Consider the following 14,276-nt stretch of genomic DNA (forward strand, 5'->3'; position numbering starts at 1 on the left):
GTTATCCTGCTCGGCAAACAACAAAAGGAGTCCCACCGATGACCACCCGCCTGCTTTTCACCCTGCCCCTGGTGGCAGCCCTTTGCGCCTGCACCACTACCGACGAGATCATCGTCGACCGCAAGGGCATCGATGCTGCGCAGTACGAGGCGGACCTCGCCGAATGCCGCGCCTATGCGGAAGAGGTGAAGACCGGTGAGAAGGCCGCCAAGGGCGCCGCCTCCGGCGCTGTAGTGGCGGGGGTGATCGGCGCCATCGCCGGCGGCAGTCGCGAGGCGGCCGCGCGCAGCGCCGGTGTTGGCGCTGTGGGTGGCGGTGTGAGTGGTGCCGCCGAGGGCGAGCGCGACGAAGTGCGGGTGGTGAAGAACTGCCTCAGCGGGCGCGGCTATCGTATTCTGAACTAGCCGCATTCTGATTTCGCTGTAGCCTGATTTAGCTGTAGCCTGATTTAGCCGCATTCAGAATTTGCCCTATCCTGAAGTAGCCGCATCCTGAATCAACCGCTGCCTGCGCAGCTTCGGAGTAAACCTGCGATGTCTTTTATCGACGGACTCTATGCCCGGGTACGCGGCGCCGGCAAGCGCATCATCCTGCCCGAGACCGACGACCCGCGAGTGCTGGAGGCCGCACGGCTGATGCTTGACGAGCAGATTGCGGTGCCGGTGTTTCTCGCAGCGCCGCCGCAGCCAGTGCCCGGTAGTCTCCTGGTCGATGACCTGGTTGAGCGCGAGGCCGCGCTGGCCGAGTGCACCGCGCAACTGGTGGAGCGGCACCGGCGCAAGGCGATGAGCGCGGAAGAGGCCGCGGCGCGCCTGCAGCAACCGCTGACCCTGGCGGCGGCGTTGCTCGGCGCCGGCCACGTGGATGTCGGCATCGCCGGTTCCCTGGCTACCACCGGCGATGTGATCCGCGCCGGTCTTTCCGGCGTCGGCCTGCGCGAGGATTCGCGCCTGGTCTCCAGTGTTTTCGTCATGCAGTTCGCGAACAAAGTGCTGACCTACGGCGACTGCGCGGTGATGCCTGAACCGGATGCGGCCCAGTTGGCGCAGATCGCGATCAACGCCGCGCACGCCCATGCGGCACTCACCGGCGACACTGCCAAAGTCGCGATGCTGTCCTTCTCCACCTGCGGCTCTGCCGAGCACGCCCTGGTCGACAAGGTGCGCGAGGCGCTGGCCCTGGCGCGGGCGCAGGCCCCGGAGCTGTTGATCGACGGGGAATTCCAGTACGACACGGCGACGGTGCCGGAGATCGGCCGGCGCAAGGCGCCGGACTCCGCTATTGCCGGGCAGTGCAACGTGCTGGTTTACCCGGACCTGAATGCGGGCAATATCGCCTACAAGATTGCCCAGCGGGAAGGTGGTGCCAGGGCAATGGGCCCGCTGCTGCTGGGCTTCGCCAAACCCTGGATGGACCTGTCGCGCGGTTGCAGCAGCCGCGACATCGTCGATCTCGCGGTGCTTTCCAGCCTGATGGCCTGAGCGGCCGGGGAGGGCGGCGGGCCGCGGCGCGGCCCGCCAAGTGCTTACGCGGCGCTCAGCAGCGCGTCCGGTACGTCCATTTCCAGGTGCAGCAGGCCGGGGCCATGTACCTTGCCCTGGGCGTCGGTGATCAGCGTCTCGGTGCCGCCACCGCCGAGGGAATCCTCGAGAATGAAGTTCAGGGACTGCAGGTTGGGCAGCTCGTAGCGGGTGACCTCGCCGAGGCAGATTTCCTTGAAGTAGTCCTTCACCACGTCAGCGGTCAGGTTGGCCGCCAGGAACTCGTAGAGCTCCGGCGTTTTCGCCATGATGCCGACATTGCTGCCTGCGCCCTTGTCGCCGGAACGCGCGATGGCGATGGAAAACAGTTGTACGCGAGCCATGTTATACCTCCCGGACCAGGATGCTGGTGGATACTTTTTCTTTGTCGATGAGGGCGGGCCAGTAGCCGACCACTTCCGTAGCGCGCGGACGACCGCCGGCGAAGCCGGTGATGCCGGGCGGGCCGGAGGTGATCAGCGGCACGATCTCGGTGCCGATGACGTCGAGGGCCTTGCGGTCCTCGCCGCGCGCGCCGAGGCGCATCATCAGTTCGTGGGGCTGGTCGTTGGCCGGTACCAGTCCCTTGTACATCACGTTGGTGCCGAACAGCTCGAGGAAGCGGTCTTCCTCGGGGATGTCCACGCCGTGGCGGGCGACGCGCTTGAACACCATCTCCGCCAGCAGGTTGGCCTTGTCGATAGCGTCCGGGCCGGCGATGCACAGGGTGCCGAGGATCTTGTAGCCGTTGGCGTAGGACATGGACACTTTGTAGGTCGGCGTGGGCGCGCGGCCCTTGATGCCGGATACCGCCACCCGGTTCTCGCCGTCCTGGGCGACCTGGATGCTGGTGAAGTCCGCGATGCAGTCCGGGCCCAGGTAGTTTTCCGGGTCGCCCAGTTCGTACAGCAGCTGGGAGGTGACGGTCTCGACAGTGACTAGGCCACCAGTGTTCTCGTGCTTGGTGATGACGAAGCTGCCGTCGGCCTTGGCCTCGGCCACCGGGTAGCCGATGTTGGCGTAGTCGGGCACGTCGCGCCAGCCGGTGTAGTTGCCGCCGGTGCACTGGGCGCCGCACTCCAGGATGTGGCCCATGATGGTGCCGGCGGCCATCTTGTCGTAGTCGTCCATGGACCAGCCGAATTCGTAGATTAACGGCGCGAGTACCAGTGACGGGTCGCTGGCGCGCCCGGTAACGATGATATCCGCGCCTTCTTCCAGGGCCTCTACGATCGGCTTGGCGCCGATATAGACATTGGCGGCGGTGACCCGGTCGCGCACCGTGGACAGGGCTTCGCCGGTGTCCAGGTTGGCGAAGGTCTCGCCGGAGCCGACCAGTTCGTCGATGCGGTCGAAGATGTCGTCGCCTTCGACGATCGCCACCTTGAAGCCGGACAGGCCCGCCTCGCGGATCACACCCTCGATGGCCTCAAGGCAGCCCCGGGGGTTCACGCCGCCGGCGTTGGCGATGACCTTGATGCCTTTTGCCTTGCAGGTCGGCAGGATCATGCTGAGCATGGACACGAAATCGCGGGCGTAGCCGGCATTGGGGTCGCGCATCTTCTGCTTCTGCATGATGCTCATGGTGATCTCGGCGAGGTAGTCGAAGGTGAGGTAATCCACCGGGCCTTCTTCTACCAGGCGCAACGGCCCCAGCAGGCTGTCGCCCCAGAATCCCTGGGCGTTGGCCACCCTGACGATCTTGTCACTGCTCATAAATAGCTCCTGAAAAACTGCCTTTTGACCGGCCGTCAGCGGCTGCGGGTAGCGGCTGCCGGTAGCGGAGAGGCGGCCATTCTATCCGGTCTGCGTGAAAAATTGTAACGCATATGAAAAGTATGCATGATTACTAATTTCGCCCGCCGCAGAGGGGAATTCCACGTCATGCCCACGCGCAAATCCGAGTACGGCACCGCCCTGTCCGAATCCCGCACCATGGAGGACGACGACTGGAAAATCCGCCTGGGTTTCGTCATCCACGACTGCGCGCGCCTGCGCCGCATCGTCATCGACCAGTACTTCGCCCCGCTCAACGTCACCCGCTCCCAGGCCTGGGTGCTGGCGCATCTTTCCCCCGACGACGGCCTGCCGCAGTCGGCACTGGCGGAGCAGATGGGTCTGGGCAAGGTGGCGCTGGGCGGGCTGGTCGACCGGGTGGAAGCGAACGGCATGGTCGAGCGTCGCCCGGACCCGAAGGACCGGCGGGTGAAGCGCGTCTACCTGACCGATGAGGGCCGCAAGGTGGTCACCGAGATGCGCAAGCGCACGCTGGAGGCCAGCGTGGGCATCCTCGACGAGGTGTCGATGAAGGACCTGCGCACCACAGTGACCACCATGAACAAGATCAAGCACAACCTGCGCAAGATGGTGGAGTAGTGGTGGGCGAATCAGCGCATTGTCTGCATCGATGCGGCGGCGGGAAAATGCCGTCCGGATACGGTATCCTTGGCGTTCGTGGCAGTGCACCGACAGGGGAGTGACATGCCGTTGCGTTGGTTAAGAATAGTGGCAGTCTCGCTCGCGCTCATGATGGGTGCGGGCCAGGTGCTTGCCGCTGTTCCACAGCCCTGTGCGTTCGGTAGCACCAGTGTGCCCGCCACCGGGCAATCGGCTCAGCCCCGCTCAGGCATGACCCATCAGGGCATGACCCATCAGGGCATGAGCCATGAGTCGATGGCGCACGCTGGCATGTCTCACGCCGGTATGGACCACGCATCGATGCGCGATAGTGGCCAGCCCGCATCGGGCGGCAGCTGTTGTGACCACGGCGACTGCTCCATGGCGCAGTGCATTTCCGCAAGCTCGGCGGCAGTAGACGTGCGCGTCGCCGCGCGTGCTGCACCCGCCAGCGTGTTCGCGGCGGTCTATGCGCGAACCGGCGCCAGCACCACACTCTCCAGGCCCCACCGTCCCCCCATTTCGCTCTGACACGGGGTTAGTGCGTCCGCGTTCCGGACGCTTCCCCGCTGTTGAGCGGAAGTCCACGACTTCCCTGACCTGAAACACGCAGCGCGGTTTATACCGGCGCTGCTCCATGGTGTGGGAGTGATCATGAAAAAATTTCTCGTTCTGGCGCTGTTGTGCCTGCAGGGCGTCGCCGTGCAGGCCCGGGATAACCCGGCGGCCCTGACCCTGGCCTCCGCGGTCGCCGCGGCCACCGCCGGCGACCCCTGGCTGGCCGGCAGCGAGTTCCGCGAGCAGGCCCTGGCGGATGAGGCGGTGGCGGCGGCCAGCCTGCCGGACCCGCGGCTCAGCCTCGCCGCGGGCAATTTCCCGACGGACACCTGGGACATCAACCAGGAAGCCATGACTCAGCTGAGCGTCGGCGTCAGCCAGATGTTCCCGCGCGGCGACAGCCTGGCGTTACAGCGACAGCAGAAAGAACAGCTCTCGACGCAGGAGCCCCTGCTGCGCCGGGATCGCAGCGCGCGCATCGCGGCGCAGGTCGCCCGGCTGTGGCTGTCGGTGTACCGCGCGCAGGAAGCCATCCACCTTATCGAGCAGGACCGCGTCCTGTTCGAGTACCTGGTGGATGCCGCGCGGGCCAGCTACACCTCGGCCATGGGGCACACGCGACAGCAGGACCTGGTTCGCGCACGGCTGGAGCTGACTCGCCTGGAGGACCGCCTGGCTGCGCTGCGCCTCGAGCAGGAAGCGGGCCAGCGGCAACTGGCACAGTGGATCGGCCCAGCGGCCCTGCAACCCCTCGCGCAGGGCATGCCGCCGCTGGAAACCGCGCTCTCCCGGGAAGCGCTGCGTGTCGCTACGGCCAGCGAGCAGCAGGCCTATACCCTGCTGCAACAACACCCGGCGCTGGCGGCCATGGACCGGCGTATCGAGGCGACCACGACGGGTGTGGATCTCGCGCGCCAGAGCTACAAGCCGGAGTGGGGTATCAATGCGACCTACGGCTACCGCGACGACGATACCTTCGGCGAGGACCGCGCAGACCTGTTCTCGGTGGGCGTCACCGTCGACCTGCCGCTGTTCACCGGCAATCGCCAGGACCGGCAGGTCGGCGCGGCAGTGGCCCGCGCGGAGGCGTTGAAAACCGAGCGGCAACTGCTGGTGCGCCGCCTCGTCGCCGACTTGCGCGCCGGGGTCGCTCGCCTGCAGCGCCTCGACGAGCGCAGCGAACTGTACGCCGGGCAACTGCTGCCGCAGATGGCGCAGCAGGCGGAGGCCGCGCTCAGCGCCTACAACAACGACGATGGCGATTTTGCCGAGGCAGTGCGCGCACGCATCGCAGAACTCGACGCCAAGATTGAGTCGCTGTCGCTCGCCGTGGAGCGCGGGCGGGCGATCGCCGACATCAACTACCTGCTGGCCGGCAACGCGTCCGCGGCGGACCAAGAGGGTGAAGCACAATGAATGCGAATGGAAAAATCCTGCTCGCGCTGGTCGCGGGCGTGTTACTCGGTGCCGGCGGTGTCTGGTTGTCGTCGGGTAGCGGCGGCGACCTCGCGGCGGACAATGCCGAGCGCAAACCCCTGTACTGGGTCGCTCCCATGGATGCCAACTACCGGCGCGACAAGCCCGGCAAGTCGCCCATGGGCATGGATCTGGTGCCGGTGTACGCGGAAGACGCCGCGCAGGAGTCCGCCGGCACCGTGCGCATCAGCCCGGACGTGGTCAACAACCTCGGTGTGCGCACGGCGAAGGTGAGTACCGGGCGGCTGCGCGCGAGCCTGGATACTGTCGGCTACGTACAGTACGACGAGGATCTGCTGATCCATATCCATCCGCGTGTGGCGGGTTGGATCGAGGTGCTCAACGTCAAGGCGGCCGGCGACCCGGTGGCGAAGGGGGCGCCGCTGTACACCCTGTATTCGCCGACCCTGGTGAACGCGCAGGAGGAATTGCTGCTGGCGCTCAAGCGCAACAACCCGGTGCTGGTCGAGGCCGCGGAAGACCGGCTGGCAGCGCTGCAGGTGCCGCCGGAAGTGATCGGACGCCTGCGCAAAACCGGCCGGGTGGAGCGCGCCATCACCCTCTACGCGCCGCGAGATGGCGTAGTGGACAATCTTGCCGCCCGCGAGGGCATGTATGTGGAGCCGGGCATGAAGATCATGTCCATCGGCACCCTGGACCACGTCTGGGTGATCGGCGAGCTGTTCGAGCGCCAGGCTGCCCAGGTCCAGGTGGGAGACGCGGTGACCATGCGCCTGGACTACCTGCCGGGCCGCGACTGGCGCGGCAGCGTCGACTACATCTATCCCACGCTGAACCCGCGCACGCGCACGGCCCGCGTGCGCGTGCGATTCGACAACCCCGACGAATTCCTGCGTCCCGGCATGTTTGCGCAGATGAGTATCGCCACGCAGCAGGACGCGGAGACCCTGCTGGTACCGCGCGAGGCGCTGGTGCGCACCGGCACCCAGTCGCGGGTGGTGTTGGCGCGCGAGGGCGGGCGGTTCAAGTCGGTGGCCGTGGAGGTGGGGCGTATCGGCGCGGAACAGGCGCAGGTTCTCTCGGGTCTCGAGGCGGGCGACCGCATCGTCACCTCGGCGCAGTTCCTGATCGATTCGGAGTCGAGCAAGACCTCGGATTTTCGCCGCATGGGCGCGAACGGCGACGCCGCGGCGATGGACATGGAGCACGACCACGGGCAGATGGATCACGGGGGAATAGATCACGCGGAAACAGATCATGCAGAAATGGACCACGCGGAAACAGACCATGCGGAAATGGACCATGCCGCAATGAACCCGGCCGGTCGCGACCCGATGAATCACACCGGCCACGCTGACATGCAACACGACGCTGCGCCTGCCGGGGAGGACGCACCATGATCGCCAGCATCATCCACTGGTCGGTGCACAACCGCTTCCTGGTCATGCTGGCCACGGCGATCCTGATCGGCCTGGGTGCCTGGTCGGTGAAGAACACGCCGGTGGATGCCATCCCCGATCTCTCCGATGTACAGGTGATCATCAAGACCAGCTACCCGGGGCAGGCGCCGCAGGTGGTGGAGGACCAGGTCACCTACCCGTTGACCGCCGCCATGCTCTCGGTGCCGGGTGCGGTCACCGTGCGCGGCTATTCGTTTTTCGGCGACTCCTACGTCTACGTGATTTTCAACGAGGACACCGACCTGTACTGGGCCCGGGCGCGGGTGCTCGAATACCTGTCGCAGGTCGCGCCCACGCTGCCGGCGGCGGCGCGCCCGCAACTGGGGCCGGATGCGACCGGGGTGGGCTGGGTCTACCTGTACGCGCTGGTCGACCGCAGCGGCAACCACGACCTGAGCCAGCTGCGCAGCCTGCAGGACTGGTTTTTACGCTATGAACTGCAGTCCGTGCCGGGTGTTGCCGAGGTGGCGTCGCTGGGCGGCATGGTCCGGCAGTACCAGGTGAAGGTCAGCCCGGACAAGTTGCGCGCCTTCGGTATTCCACTGTCGCACATCCAGAACGCCATCCAGCGCGGCAACCAGGAAGTGGGCGCCTCGGTGGTGGAGATGGCCGAGGCGGAGTACATGGTGCGTGCCACCGGCTACCTGCGCGGGCGCGAGGACCTGTCCAATATCCCGCTGGGGCTGGACGTAAACGGTACGCCGGTGCTGCTGCGCGACGTGGCGGAGATCGACGTCGGCCCGCAGATGCGACGCGGTATCGCCGAACTGAACGGGGAGGGCGAGACGGTGGGCGGTATCGTGGTCATGCGCTATGGCGAGAACGCGCAGCAGACCATCGACGGCGTCAAGGCGCGCCTGCAGCAACTGCAGTCCAGCCTGCCCGAGGGCGTGGAGGTGGTGACCGTCTACGACCGCTCGGCGCTGATCGCGCGGGCGGTGGAAAACCTGTGGCAGAAGCTCGCCGAGGAACTGCTGGTGGTGGCCCTGGTGTGTGTGCTGTTCCTGTTCCATGTGCGCTCCTCACTGGTCGCGGTGATCAGCCTGCCGGTGGGCATTCTCACCGCCTTCGTGGTCATGCACCTGCAGGGGATGAACGCCAACATCATGTCCCTTGGCGGCATCGCCATCGCCATCGGCGCGATGATCGACGGCGCCATCGTGATGATCGAGAACTTGCACAAGCATATGGAGCGCACGCAGGTCACCGCACAGAATCGCTGGCAGGTGGTGGCGGACTCCGCCGCGGAGGTGGGCCCCGCCTTGTTCTTCAGCTTGTTGATCATCACCGTCAGTTTTATCCCGGTGTTCACGCTGGAGGCGCAGGAGGGGCGCATGTTTGCGCCGCTGGCTTTCACCAAGACCTACGCCATGGCCGCCAGCGCAGGCCTGGCGGTCACCCTGGTGCCGGTACTCATGGGCTACTTCGTGCGTGGCCGTGTGCTGCCGGAACACCGCAACCCGGTAAACCGCGCCCTGGTCGCCGGTTACCGTCCGCTGCTCGCCGGCGTGCTGCGCTGGCCCCGGACGACCCTGGCCGGCGCTGTTGTACTCACCATCTGCGGACTGTGGCCGGCACAGTGGATCGGCAGCGAGTTCATCCCCGACCTCGACGAGGGCGACCTGATGTACATGCCCACCACCTACCCCGGGCTGTCCATCGGCAAGGCGCGGGAACTGCTGCAGCAGACCGACAAGCTGATCGCCACGGTACCGGAAGTGGATACCGTGTTTGGCAAGATCGGCCGCGCGGAGACCGCCACCGACCCGGCGCCGCTGACCATGATCGAAACCTTTATCCAGCTCAAGCCGCGCGACCAGTGGCGCCCCGGCATGACCACGGAAAAGCTTAAGCAGGAGCTGGATGCGCTGGTGAAGTTTCCCGGCCTGACCAACGCCTGGGTGATGCCGATCAAGACCCGCATCGACATGCTTGCCACCGGCATCAAGACGCCTGTGGGCATCAAGGCCTCGGGGCCGGACCTGGCGGTGCTCGAACGGATCGGCCGGCGCCTGGAACAGGTGCTGCGCGACGTGCCCGGCACCGCCTCGGTCTACTCCGAGCGAGTTGCCGGCGGGCGCTACATCAAGGTGGACATCCAGCGCGAGAAAGCCGCGCGCTATGGGCTGAATATCGCCGACGTACAGCAGGTGGTGGCGACCGCCATCGGCGGTACCAACGTGGCACAGACCGTCGAGGGCCTGGAGCGCTACCCGGTCAACCTGCGTTACCCGCAGGATTACCGCGATTCGCCGGAACAACTGGCTTTGCTGCCGATTGTCACGCCGGGCGGGCAGCGCATTGCCCTGGCGGATGTGGCGCATATCTTCGTCGAGGACGGCCCGCCGGCGATCAAGAGCGAGAATGCGCGGCTCAATGGCTGGACCTTCATCGACATCGAGGGCGTCGACGTGGGCAGCTATGTCGAGCGTGCCATGGCCGTGGTCCGCGAGCAGGTTGAACTGCCGCCGGGCTATGCCCTGCGCTGGTCCGGCCAGTACGAGTACATGCTGCGCGCCCAGCAGAAACTGGCCTACGTGGTGCCACTGACCCTGGCGATCATCGTGGTGCTGCTTTACCTGAACTTCCGCAGCTTCGCCGAGGTGCTCATTCTCATGGGGACCTTGCCGCTGGCGCTGGCGGGGGGGGTGTGGCTGCTGTACCTGCTCGGCTACAACTTCTCGGTGGCGGTAGGCGTTGGGTTTATCGCTCTGGCCGGGGTGGCGGTGGAGACCGGGGTGATCATGTTGCTGTACCTGAACCAGGCCTGGGCGGAACTGGCCGAGGACGCCCGCGCTCGCGGCGAGGTTCCCGACACCGAGGCCATCCGCGACGCGGTGCAGCGCGGTGCCGGCCTGCGCGTGCGACCGGTGACCATGACCGCCGGCGCGACTATCGCCGGCCTGTTGCCGATCATGCTCGGCGGCGGCACCGGCGCCGAGGTGATGCAACGCATCGCCGCACCGATGGTCGGCGGCATGCTCAGTGCCGTGGTGCTGACCCTGTTGGTAGTACCGGTGGTATTCTACCTGTGGAAATCCCGTGCGGCGCGCCGCTAGCCGGTGTGCCGCGCGGCCCGTCGCCGCCCGCGGCGGGTGAACCCGCAAGGGCCGGCGCGGTCTGAATGGCGGGCCTCGCCCGATACGCTCACATCTTCCCACTAAACCGAAAAGGATCAATCCATGTTGAAACCAGCCGCCGCCACTCTGGCCCTGTCGCTGTTTGTCGCCGCCGCTCCGGTGAGTGCCGCGTCGTCCGTGGAAGAAAGCATCGAAAAAGCCGCTACTGCGGGCCACCGCAGCGCGGAGAATATTGCCCGCAACCAGTATCGCCACCCGGTGGAAACACTGTCGTTTTTCGGCCTCGAACCGGATATGACCGTGATTGAAATCTCTCCCGGCAGCCTCTGGTACACGGAAGTTCTGGCGCCGGTACTGAAGGATCACGGCAAGTACATCGCCGCCGGTTACGACTCCGAACTGCCCGGGCAGCCGGAGTATCGCTACCGCCAGACCGCGGCCATGGAAAAGCGCTTCGCTGAGGAAGCGCAGTTCAGCAAGGCCGAGGTCCTACGCTTCTCGCCGCCGCAGGTGATGGAACTGGGCGCCCCGGGTTCAGCAGATATGGTGCTGACCTTCCGCAATACCCATGGCTGGATTCGCGAAGGTATCGCCGCTGAAGTGTTCGGCAGTTTCTTCAAGGTACTGAAGCCCGGCGGCGTTCTCGGTGTGGTCCAGCACCGCGGGCCGTCGGTGGAGGGTTTCACCGGTTACGTCACCGAGGCACAGGTGATCAAGCTCGCCCAGGACGCGGGCTTCGTGCTGGAGGACTTCTCCGAGGTCAACGCCAATCCCGCGGATACCAAGGACTACGAGCAGGGGGTGTGGACTTTGCCGCCATCTCTGCGCCTGGGCGACACCGACCGCGACCGCTACCTCGCCATCGGCGAGAGTGACCGCATGACGCTGCGTTTCAGGAAACCCCGCTACTAGGCCAAGCAATGGTCCGGCTGGAGGCCGGGCCCACACACTCGCCTGCTCCCTGTCTGCCGCGCCGGACCTCCGGCGTGCAGACTTCCGGGGCTCCGGTGGCCGTTTGGCCACTTTTTGCTGGAATCTCAACCCCCGCGCATTTAAGATACGGGCTGCTTTTAATTCAACAGGGGTCCAGGGGATGATCAAACAGATAACTTCAGTCGCGGCGCTGGTCGCTGTAGCCAGCGTCAGCCAGGTCGCTTCGGCGGCGCCATTTTCGATGACCTGGACGTCCACGGTCTCGATCGAGGACACTTACTCCGGGTATGTCGGGGAATCGGCCACGATCACCGTGGTGGTCGATAACGGCGGTACGAGCAATGTCTCCCAGGTGTGGGCGACCACCGATATCGTATCCCTTACCTTCTCTTTTGGTCATGCCACGACCCCGATCACCACGGTCTTCGACCCGAACGGCGGGGGCAACTTCGCCTTTGCGTCCGGGCAGTACCAGACCGATGGGACGGGCGCTCTGACTGCGGTACCCAGCATGGCGGGTGACGAAGCTGCGCCCACAACGAACGATCCGATCAACTCCTCGTTGGAATGGTTTGTGAATGGCCTGAATGGCATCTACTACTCATTCCCAATGGGGAACGGCTTTCTGGAAGTGAACAACGTTGGTACCAATACCGATCCGGGCTCCTGGTCGAACCCCGCACCTGTTGCTGCGGGCCCGGCTGGTCCGGTCGAGCCGGTCCCCGCACTGCCGCTGGTGGGCCTGGTCATGGCCGCGCTGGGCCTGGGTGCCGCCGGTGCAGCGGGCCTGCGCAGGAAGCAAGCGCGCTCCTGACAGCGCCAGCACATGAGAAGGGGCAGAGTCGCGACTCTGCCCCTTTTTTTGTGGCAGCCATCGGCGAGTGACCAGGGGTCAGAGTCACGACTCTGACCCCGTACGTGCTTACCCCGTGCGTGTGGGTCCCTGACAAGCTTTCCCCTCCAAAAAGACAAAGCCCCCGGAGCAACAGTGCTCCGGGGGCTTCGTTTTTCAGGTGTCGCGTAGCTAGACTTTGAACTTGGCCACCAGCTGGTCCAGCTCCGAGCCCATCACAGACAGTTCGTTAGAACGCGTGGTGACCTGCGCGATGGCGGACTCCACCTCGCTGCTGGCCCGGTCCACGTCGGCAATTTCCTCGGCGATCGAATTCGAGCGCTCCGCCGCGTCGGTGACGGTGCCGGTGACGTTCTGGATGTTGGTTGCCGCATGGGCCACGTGCTGGGCGATATCCTGGGTAGTGACCGACTGTTCTTCCACCGCAGTCGCGATGGTCGCCACGATTTCGTTGACCTGGTTGATTACGGTGCTGATCTGCCCGATCTGGTCCACCGTGTCGTCGGTGGAGAACTGGATCGCGTCCACGCTCTTGCGGATGTCGGCGATCGCTTCGTTGGTCTGCTGGGCGAGCGCCTTGACCTCGCCGGCAACCACCGCGAAGCCCTTGCCCGCTTCGCCGGCGCGCGCCGCTTCGATGGTGGAGTTGAGCGCCAGCAGTTTGGTCTGTTCGGCGATCTCGAGGATCACGTCGATCACCTTGGAAATCTCGCCCGCGGCCCGGTTCAGGGTGTCCACGCGCTGCGAGGCCTGGGCCACGTTCTCTACCGCCTGCACCGCGACCTGGCGACCCTGTTCGGCGTTTTGTGCGATCTCGCGAATAGTCGCCGTCATTTCCTCGGCGCCGGAAGCGACCGTGTTCAGGCTCTGGGCCGAGATTTCCGCCGCGGAGGATACCGATGCCATGTTCTGGCTCATCATGCCGGATGAGTCGGAAACCGAACTAGCCTTGACGCTCATCGAGGCGACATTCTGCGCTGCCATGGAGGCAGTGCTGGACAGGTCCTGCGAGGTGTAGTTCAGGCTGCTGGCGTTCTGTGTGATCTTCTGCAACAGGCCGCGCAGGGTGCCGCTCATTTCATTGAGCGACGTCGCCAGTTCGCCGATTTCATCCTTGGTATCGTGCTTGATGCTCTGGGTGACGTCGCCGTTGGCAATGCTCGCGGCGAAATCGACCATCTCTTTCAGGGGCTGGGAGATCAGTTTGCGGCTGATAAACCAGACCAGGATCAGGGCCAGTACCAGGATGCCGCCGATCAGGCCAGCGGCCTTGACCTCGTTGGCGCGCGTCTGCGCGTCGGCTTTGTCCAGCGACATGAGGACCTCGAAGGCGCCGTGCAGGTCGCCGACGCGCTTGCCGTCCATGGGGAAGCCGGTGATGTCCTTGCCGTCGTCGCGACCCCAGATCTCCATTGAGGTGGCGGGGTCGCCGTGGCAGGCCATGCATTCCTCGGAAAGCCGCACCGGGCGGAAATAGCGCAGGCGGTTGTTTTCCTCGTCCTCGACGACATAGTCATTGATGCCCGGGTTCGCAGCGAAGTACTTCAGGGCTTCCCGCTCGATCGCGTCCGGTTCATTCTTGGGGTTGCGGGCGCCCTCGCGCGGTGTGCGGAATTCGTAGCCGCCCTCGGCCGCCTTGGCCTCGGCGACCTGCCAGGCGGTGACCACCGGGATCGTAGCGAGCATCTTTTCCTTTTTCAGTTCCTGGGTGGGCGCCTCGATGCTGCGCAGTGTTTCAGTGCTGAACAGGCCCAGTTCCCACTTCCTGGCCATGCTCTCCCGAGTGGACTCAGCCAGCAGGATAATGCTCTTGGCGGCATGGACCTCGAAATCCACCGCCGTCTGATGGCTGGATTTGGAGTAGGCCAGGAGCAGTGCGACCGACATCAGCAGGACGATGACAGTCACCGTCGCGATAAGTTTGGTACCCAGTTTCATAGTGTCGATCCTCGACTCTTTCTTTGGTGGAGCGGCTACTCGCAGCACGATGCATCACATGGGCATGGCAGTTCGTGCATGGCCTGGCTCTCGATCATTT

At 65.2% G+C, this 14,276-nt stretch carries 11 protein-coding genes; 8 read left to right on the forward strand and 3 right to left on the reverse strand.

The window, feature by feature from the left end; translation table 11 throughout:
• Positions 1-38: 38 nt before the first annotated feature.
• Together E4634_RS17835 and E4634_RS17840 are read left to right on the forward strand one after the other, a co-directional pair.
• Entirely contained in the window at positions 39-404 is a 366-nt protein-coding gene (locus tag E4634_RS17835; protein ID WP_135446030.1) for a glycine zipper family protein, read from the forward strand.
• A gap of 129 nt (positions 405-533) precedes the next feature.
• Positions 534-1,481 (forward strand): phosphate acyltransferase, encoded by a 948-nt coding sequence (locus E4634_RS17840; RefSeq protein WP_135446031.1) that lies wholly within the window; start codon positions 534-536, stop codon positions 1,479-1,481.
• A gap of 44 nt (positions 1,482-1,525) precedes the next feature.
• On the opposite strand, the gene E4634_RS17845 is transcribed toward E4634_RS17840, so the two are convergent.
• Together E4634_RS17845 and E4634_RS17850 are read right to left on the reverse strand one after the other, a co-directional pair.
• Positions 1,526-1,864 (reverse strand): AtuA-related protein, encoded by a 339-nt coding sequence (locus E4634_RS17845; protein ID WP_135446032.1) that lies wholly within the window; start codon positions 1,862-1,864, stop codon positions 1,526-1,528.
• Between the two features lies 1 nt (position 1,865).
• Positions 1,866-3,236: an acyclic terpene utilization AtuA family protein gene (locus E4634_RS17850; protein WP_135446033.1), complete on the reverse strand. Its 1,371-nt coding sequence runs from the start codon at positions 3,234-3,236 to the stop codon at positions 1,866-1,868.
• A gap of 168 nt (positions 3,237-3,404) precedes the next feature.
• On the opposite strand from E4634_RS17850, the gene E4634_RS17855 reads away from it, so the two are divergent.
• The 6 genes from E4634_RS17855 to E4634_RS17880 all read left to right on the forward strand — a co-directional run bounded on the left by E4634_RS17855 (position 3,405) and on the right by E4634_RS17880 (position 12,199).
• Positions 3,405-3,896: a MarR family winged helix-turn-helix transcriptional regulator gene (locus tag E4634_RS17855; RefSeq protein ID WP_167854970.1), complete on the forward strand. Its 492-nt coding sequence runs from the start codon at positions 3,405-3,407 to the stop codon at positions 3,894-3,896.
• 675 nt (positions 3,897-4,571) lie between these two features.
• The gene (locus tag E4634_RS17860) at positions 4,572-5,891 is read left to right on the forward strand and encodes a TolC family protein (protein WP_135446035.1); all 1,320 of its coding nucleotides are present in this window, start codon (positions 4,572-4,574) and stop codon (positions 5,889-5,891) included.
• The gene (locus E4634_RS17865; protein WP_135446036.1) at positions 5,888-7,312 is read left to right on the forward strand and encodes an efflux RND transporter periplasmic adaptor subunit; all 1,425 of its coding nucleotides are present in this window, start codon (positions 5,888-5,890) and stop codon (positions 7,310-7,312) included. Before E4634_RS17860 ends, E4634_RS17865 begins: the two co-directional genes overlap by 4 nt.
• Positions 7,309-10,431, forward strand: coding sequence for an efflux RND transporter permease subunit (locus E4634_RS17870; RefSeq protein WP_135446037.1), 3,123 nt, complete (start codon positions 7,309-7,311; stop codon positions 10,429-10,431). The genes E4634_RS17865 and E4634_RS17870 overlap by 4 nt, the downstream gene beginning before the upstream one ends.
• Positions 10,432-10,554: 123 nt before the next feature.
• A complete protein-coding gene (locus E4634_RS17875) occupies positions 10,555-11,364 on the forward strand; it encodes a class I SAM-dependent methyltransferase (protein ID WP_206046936.1) in 810 nt (269 codons plus the stop codon).
• Between the two features lie 181 nt (positions 11,365-11,545).
• The gene (locus E4634_RS17880) at positions 11,546-12,199 is read left to right on the forward strand and encodes a hypothetical protein (RefSeq protein WP_135446038.1); all 654 of its coding nucleotides are present in this window, start codon (positions 11,546-11,548) and stop codon (positions 12,197-12,199) included.
• 210 nt (positions 12,200-12,409) lie between these two features.
• Here E4634_RS17880 and E4634_RS17885 read toward each other — a convergent pair whose 3' ends face one another.
• Complete coding sequence (locus E4634_RS17885; RefSeq protein ID WP_135446039.1) at positions 12,410-14,176, reverse strand: methyl-accepting chemotaxis protein; 1,767 nt, start codon at positions 14,174-14,176, stop codon at positions 12,410-12,412.
• Between the last annotated feature and the right edge of the window lie 100 nt (positions 14,177-14,276).

Source organism: Mangrovimicrobium sediminis (assembly GCF_004745945.1).
GTDB lineage: Bacteria > Pseudomonadota > Gammaproteobacteria > Pseudomonadales > Halieaceae > Mangrovimicrobium > Mangrovimicrobium sediminis.

Bases quoted from the DNA above. Each gene is read 5' to 3' on its own strand.
- E4634_RS17850 (WP_135446033.1), bottom strand. From the start codon at position 3,236: ATGAGCAGTGACAAGATCGTCAGGGTGGCCAACGCCCAGGGATTCTGG.
- E4634_RS17870 (WP_135446037.1), top strand. From the start codon at position 7,309: ATGATCGCCAGCATCATCCACTGGTCGGTGCACAACCGCTTCCTGGTC.
- E4634_RS17855 (WP_167854970.1), top strand. From the start codon at position 3,405: ATGCCCACGCGCAAATCCGAGTACGGCACCGCCCTGTCCGAATCCCGC.
- E4634_RS17840 (WP_135446031.1), top strand. From the start codon at position 534: ATGTCTTTTATCGACGGACTCTATGCCCGGGTACGCGGCGCCGGCAAG.
- E4634_RS17875 (WP_206046936.1), top strand. From the start codon at position 10,555: ATGTTGAAACCAGCCGCCGCCACTCTGGCCCTGTCGCTGTTTGTCGCC.
- E4634_RS17885 (WP_135446039.1), bottom strand. From the start codon at position 14,176: ATGAAACTGGGTACCAAACTTATCGCGACGGTGACTGTCATCGTCCTG.
- E4634_RS17860 (WP_135446035.1), top strand. From the start codon at position 4,572: ATGAAAAAATTTCTCGTTCTGGCGCTGTTGTGCCTGCAGGGCGTCGCC.
- E4634_RS17835 (WP_135446030.1), top strand. From the start codon at position 39: ATGACCACCCGCCTGCTTTTCACCCTGCCCCTGGTGGCAGCCCTTTGC.
- E4634_RS17845 (WP_135446032.1), bottom strand. From the start codon at position 1,864: ATGGCTCGCGTACAACTGTTTTCCATCGCCATCGCGCGTTCCGGCGAC.
- E4634_RS17880 (WP_135446038.1), top strand. From the start codon at position 11,546: ATGATCAAACAGATAACTTCAGTCGCGGCGCTGGTCGCTGTAGCCAGC.
- E4634_RS17865 (WP_135446036.1), top strand. From the start codon at position 5,888: ATGAATGCGAATGGAAAAATCCTGCTCGCGCTGGTCGCGGGCGTGTTA.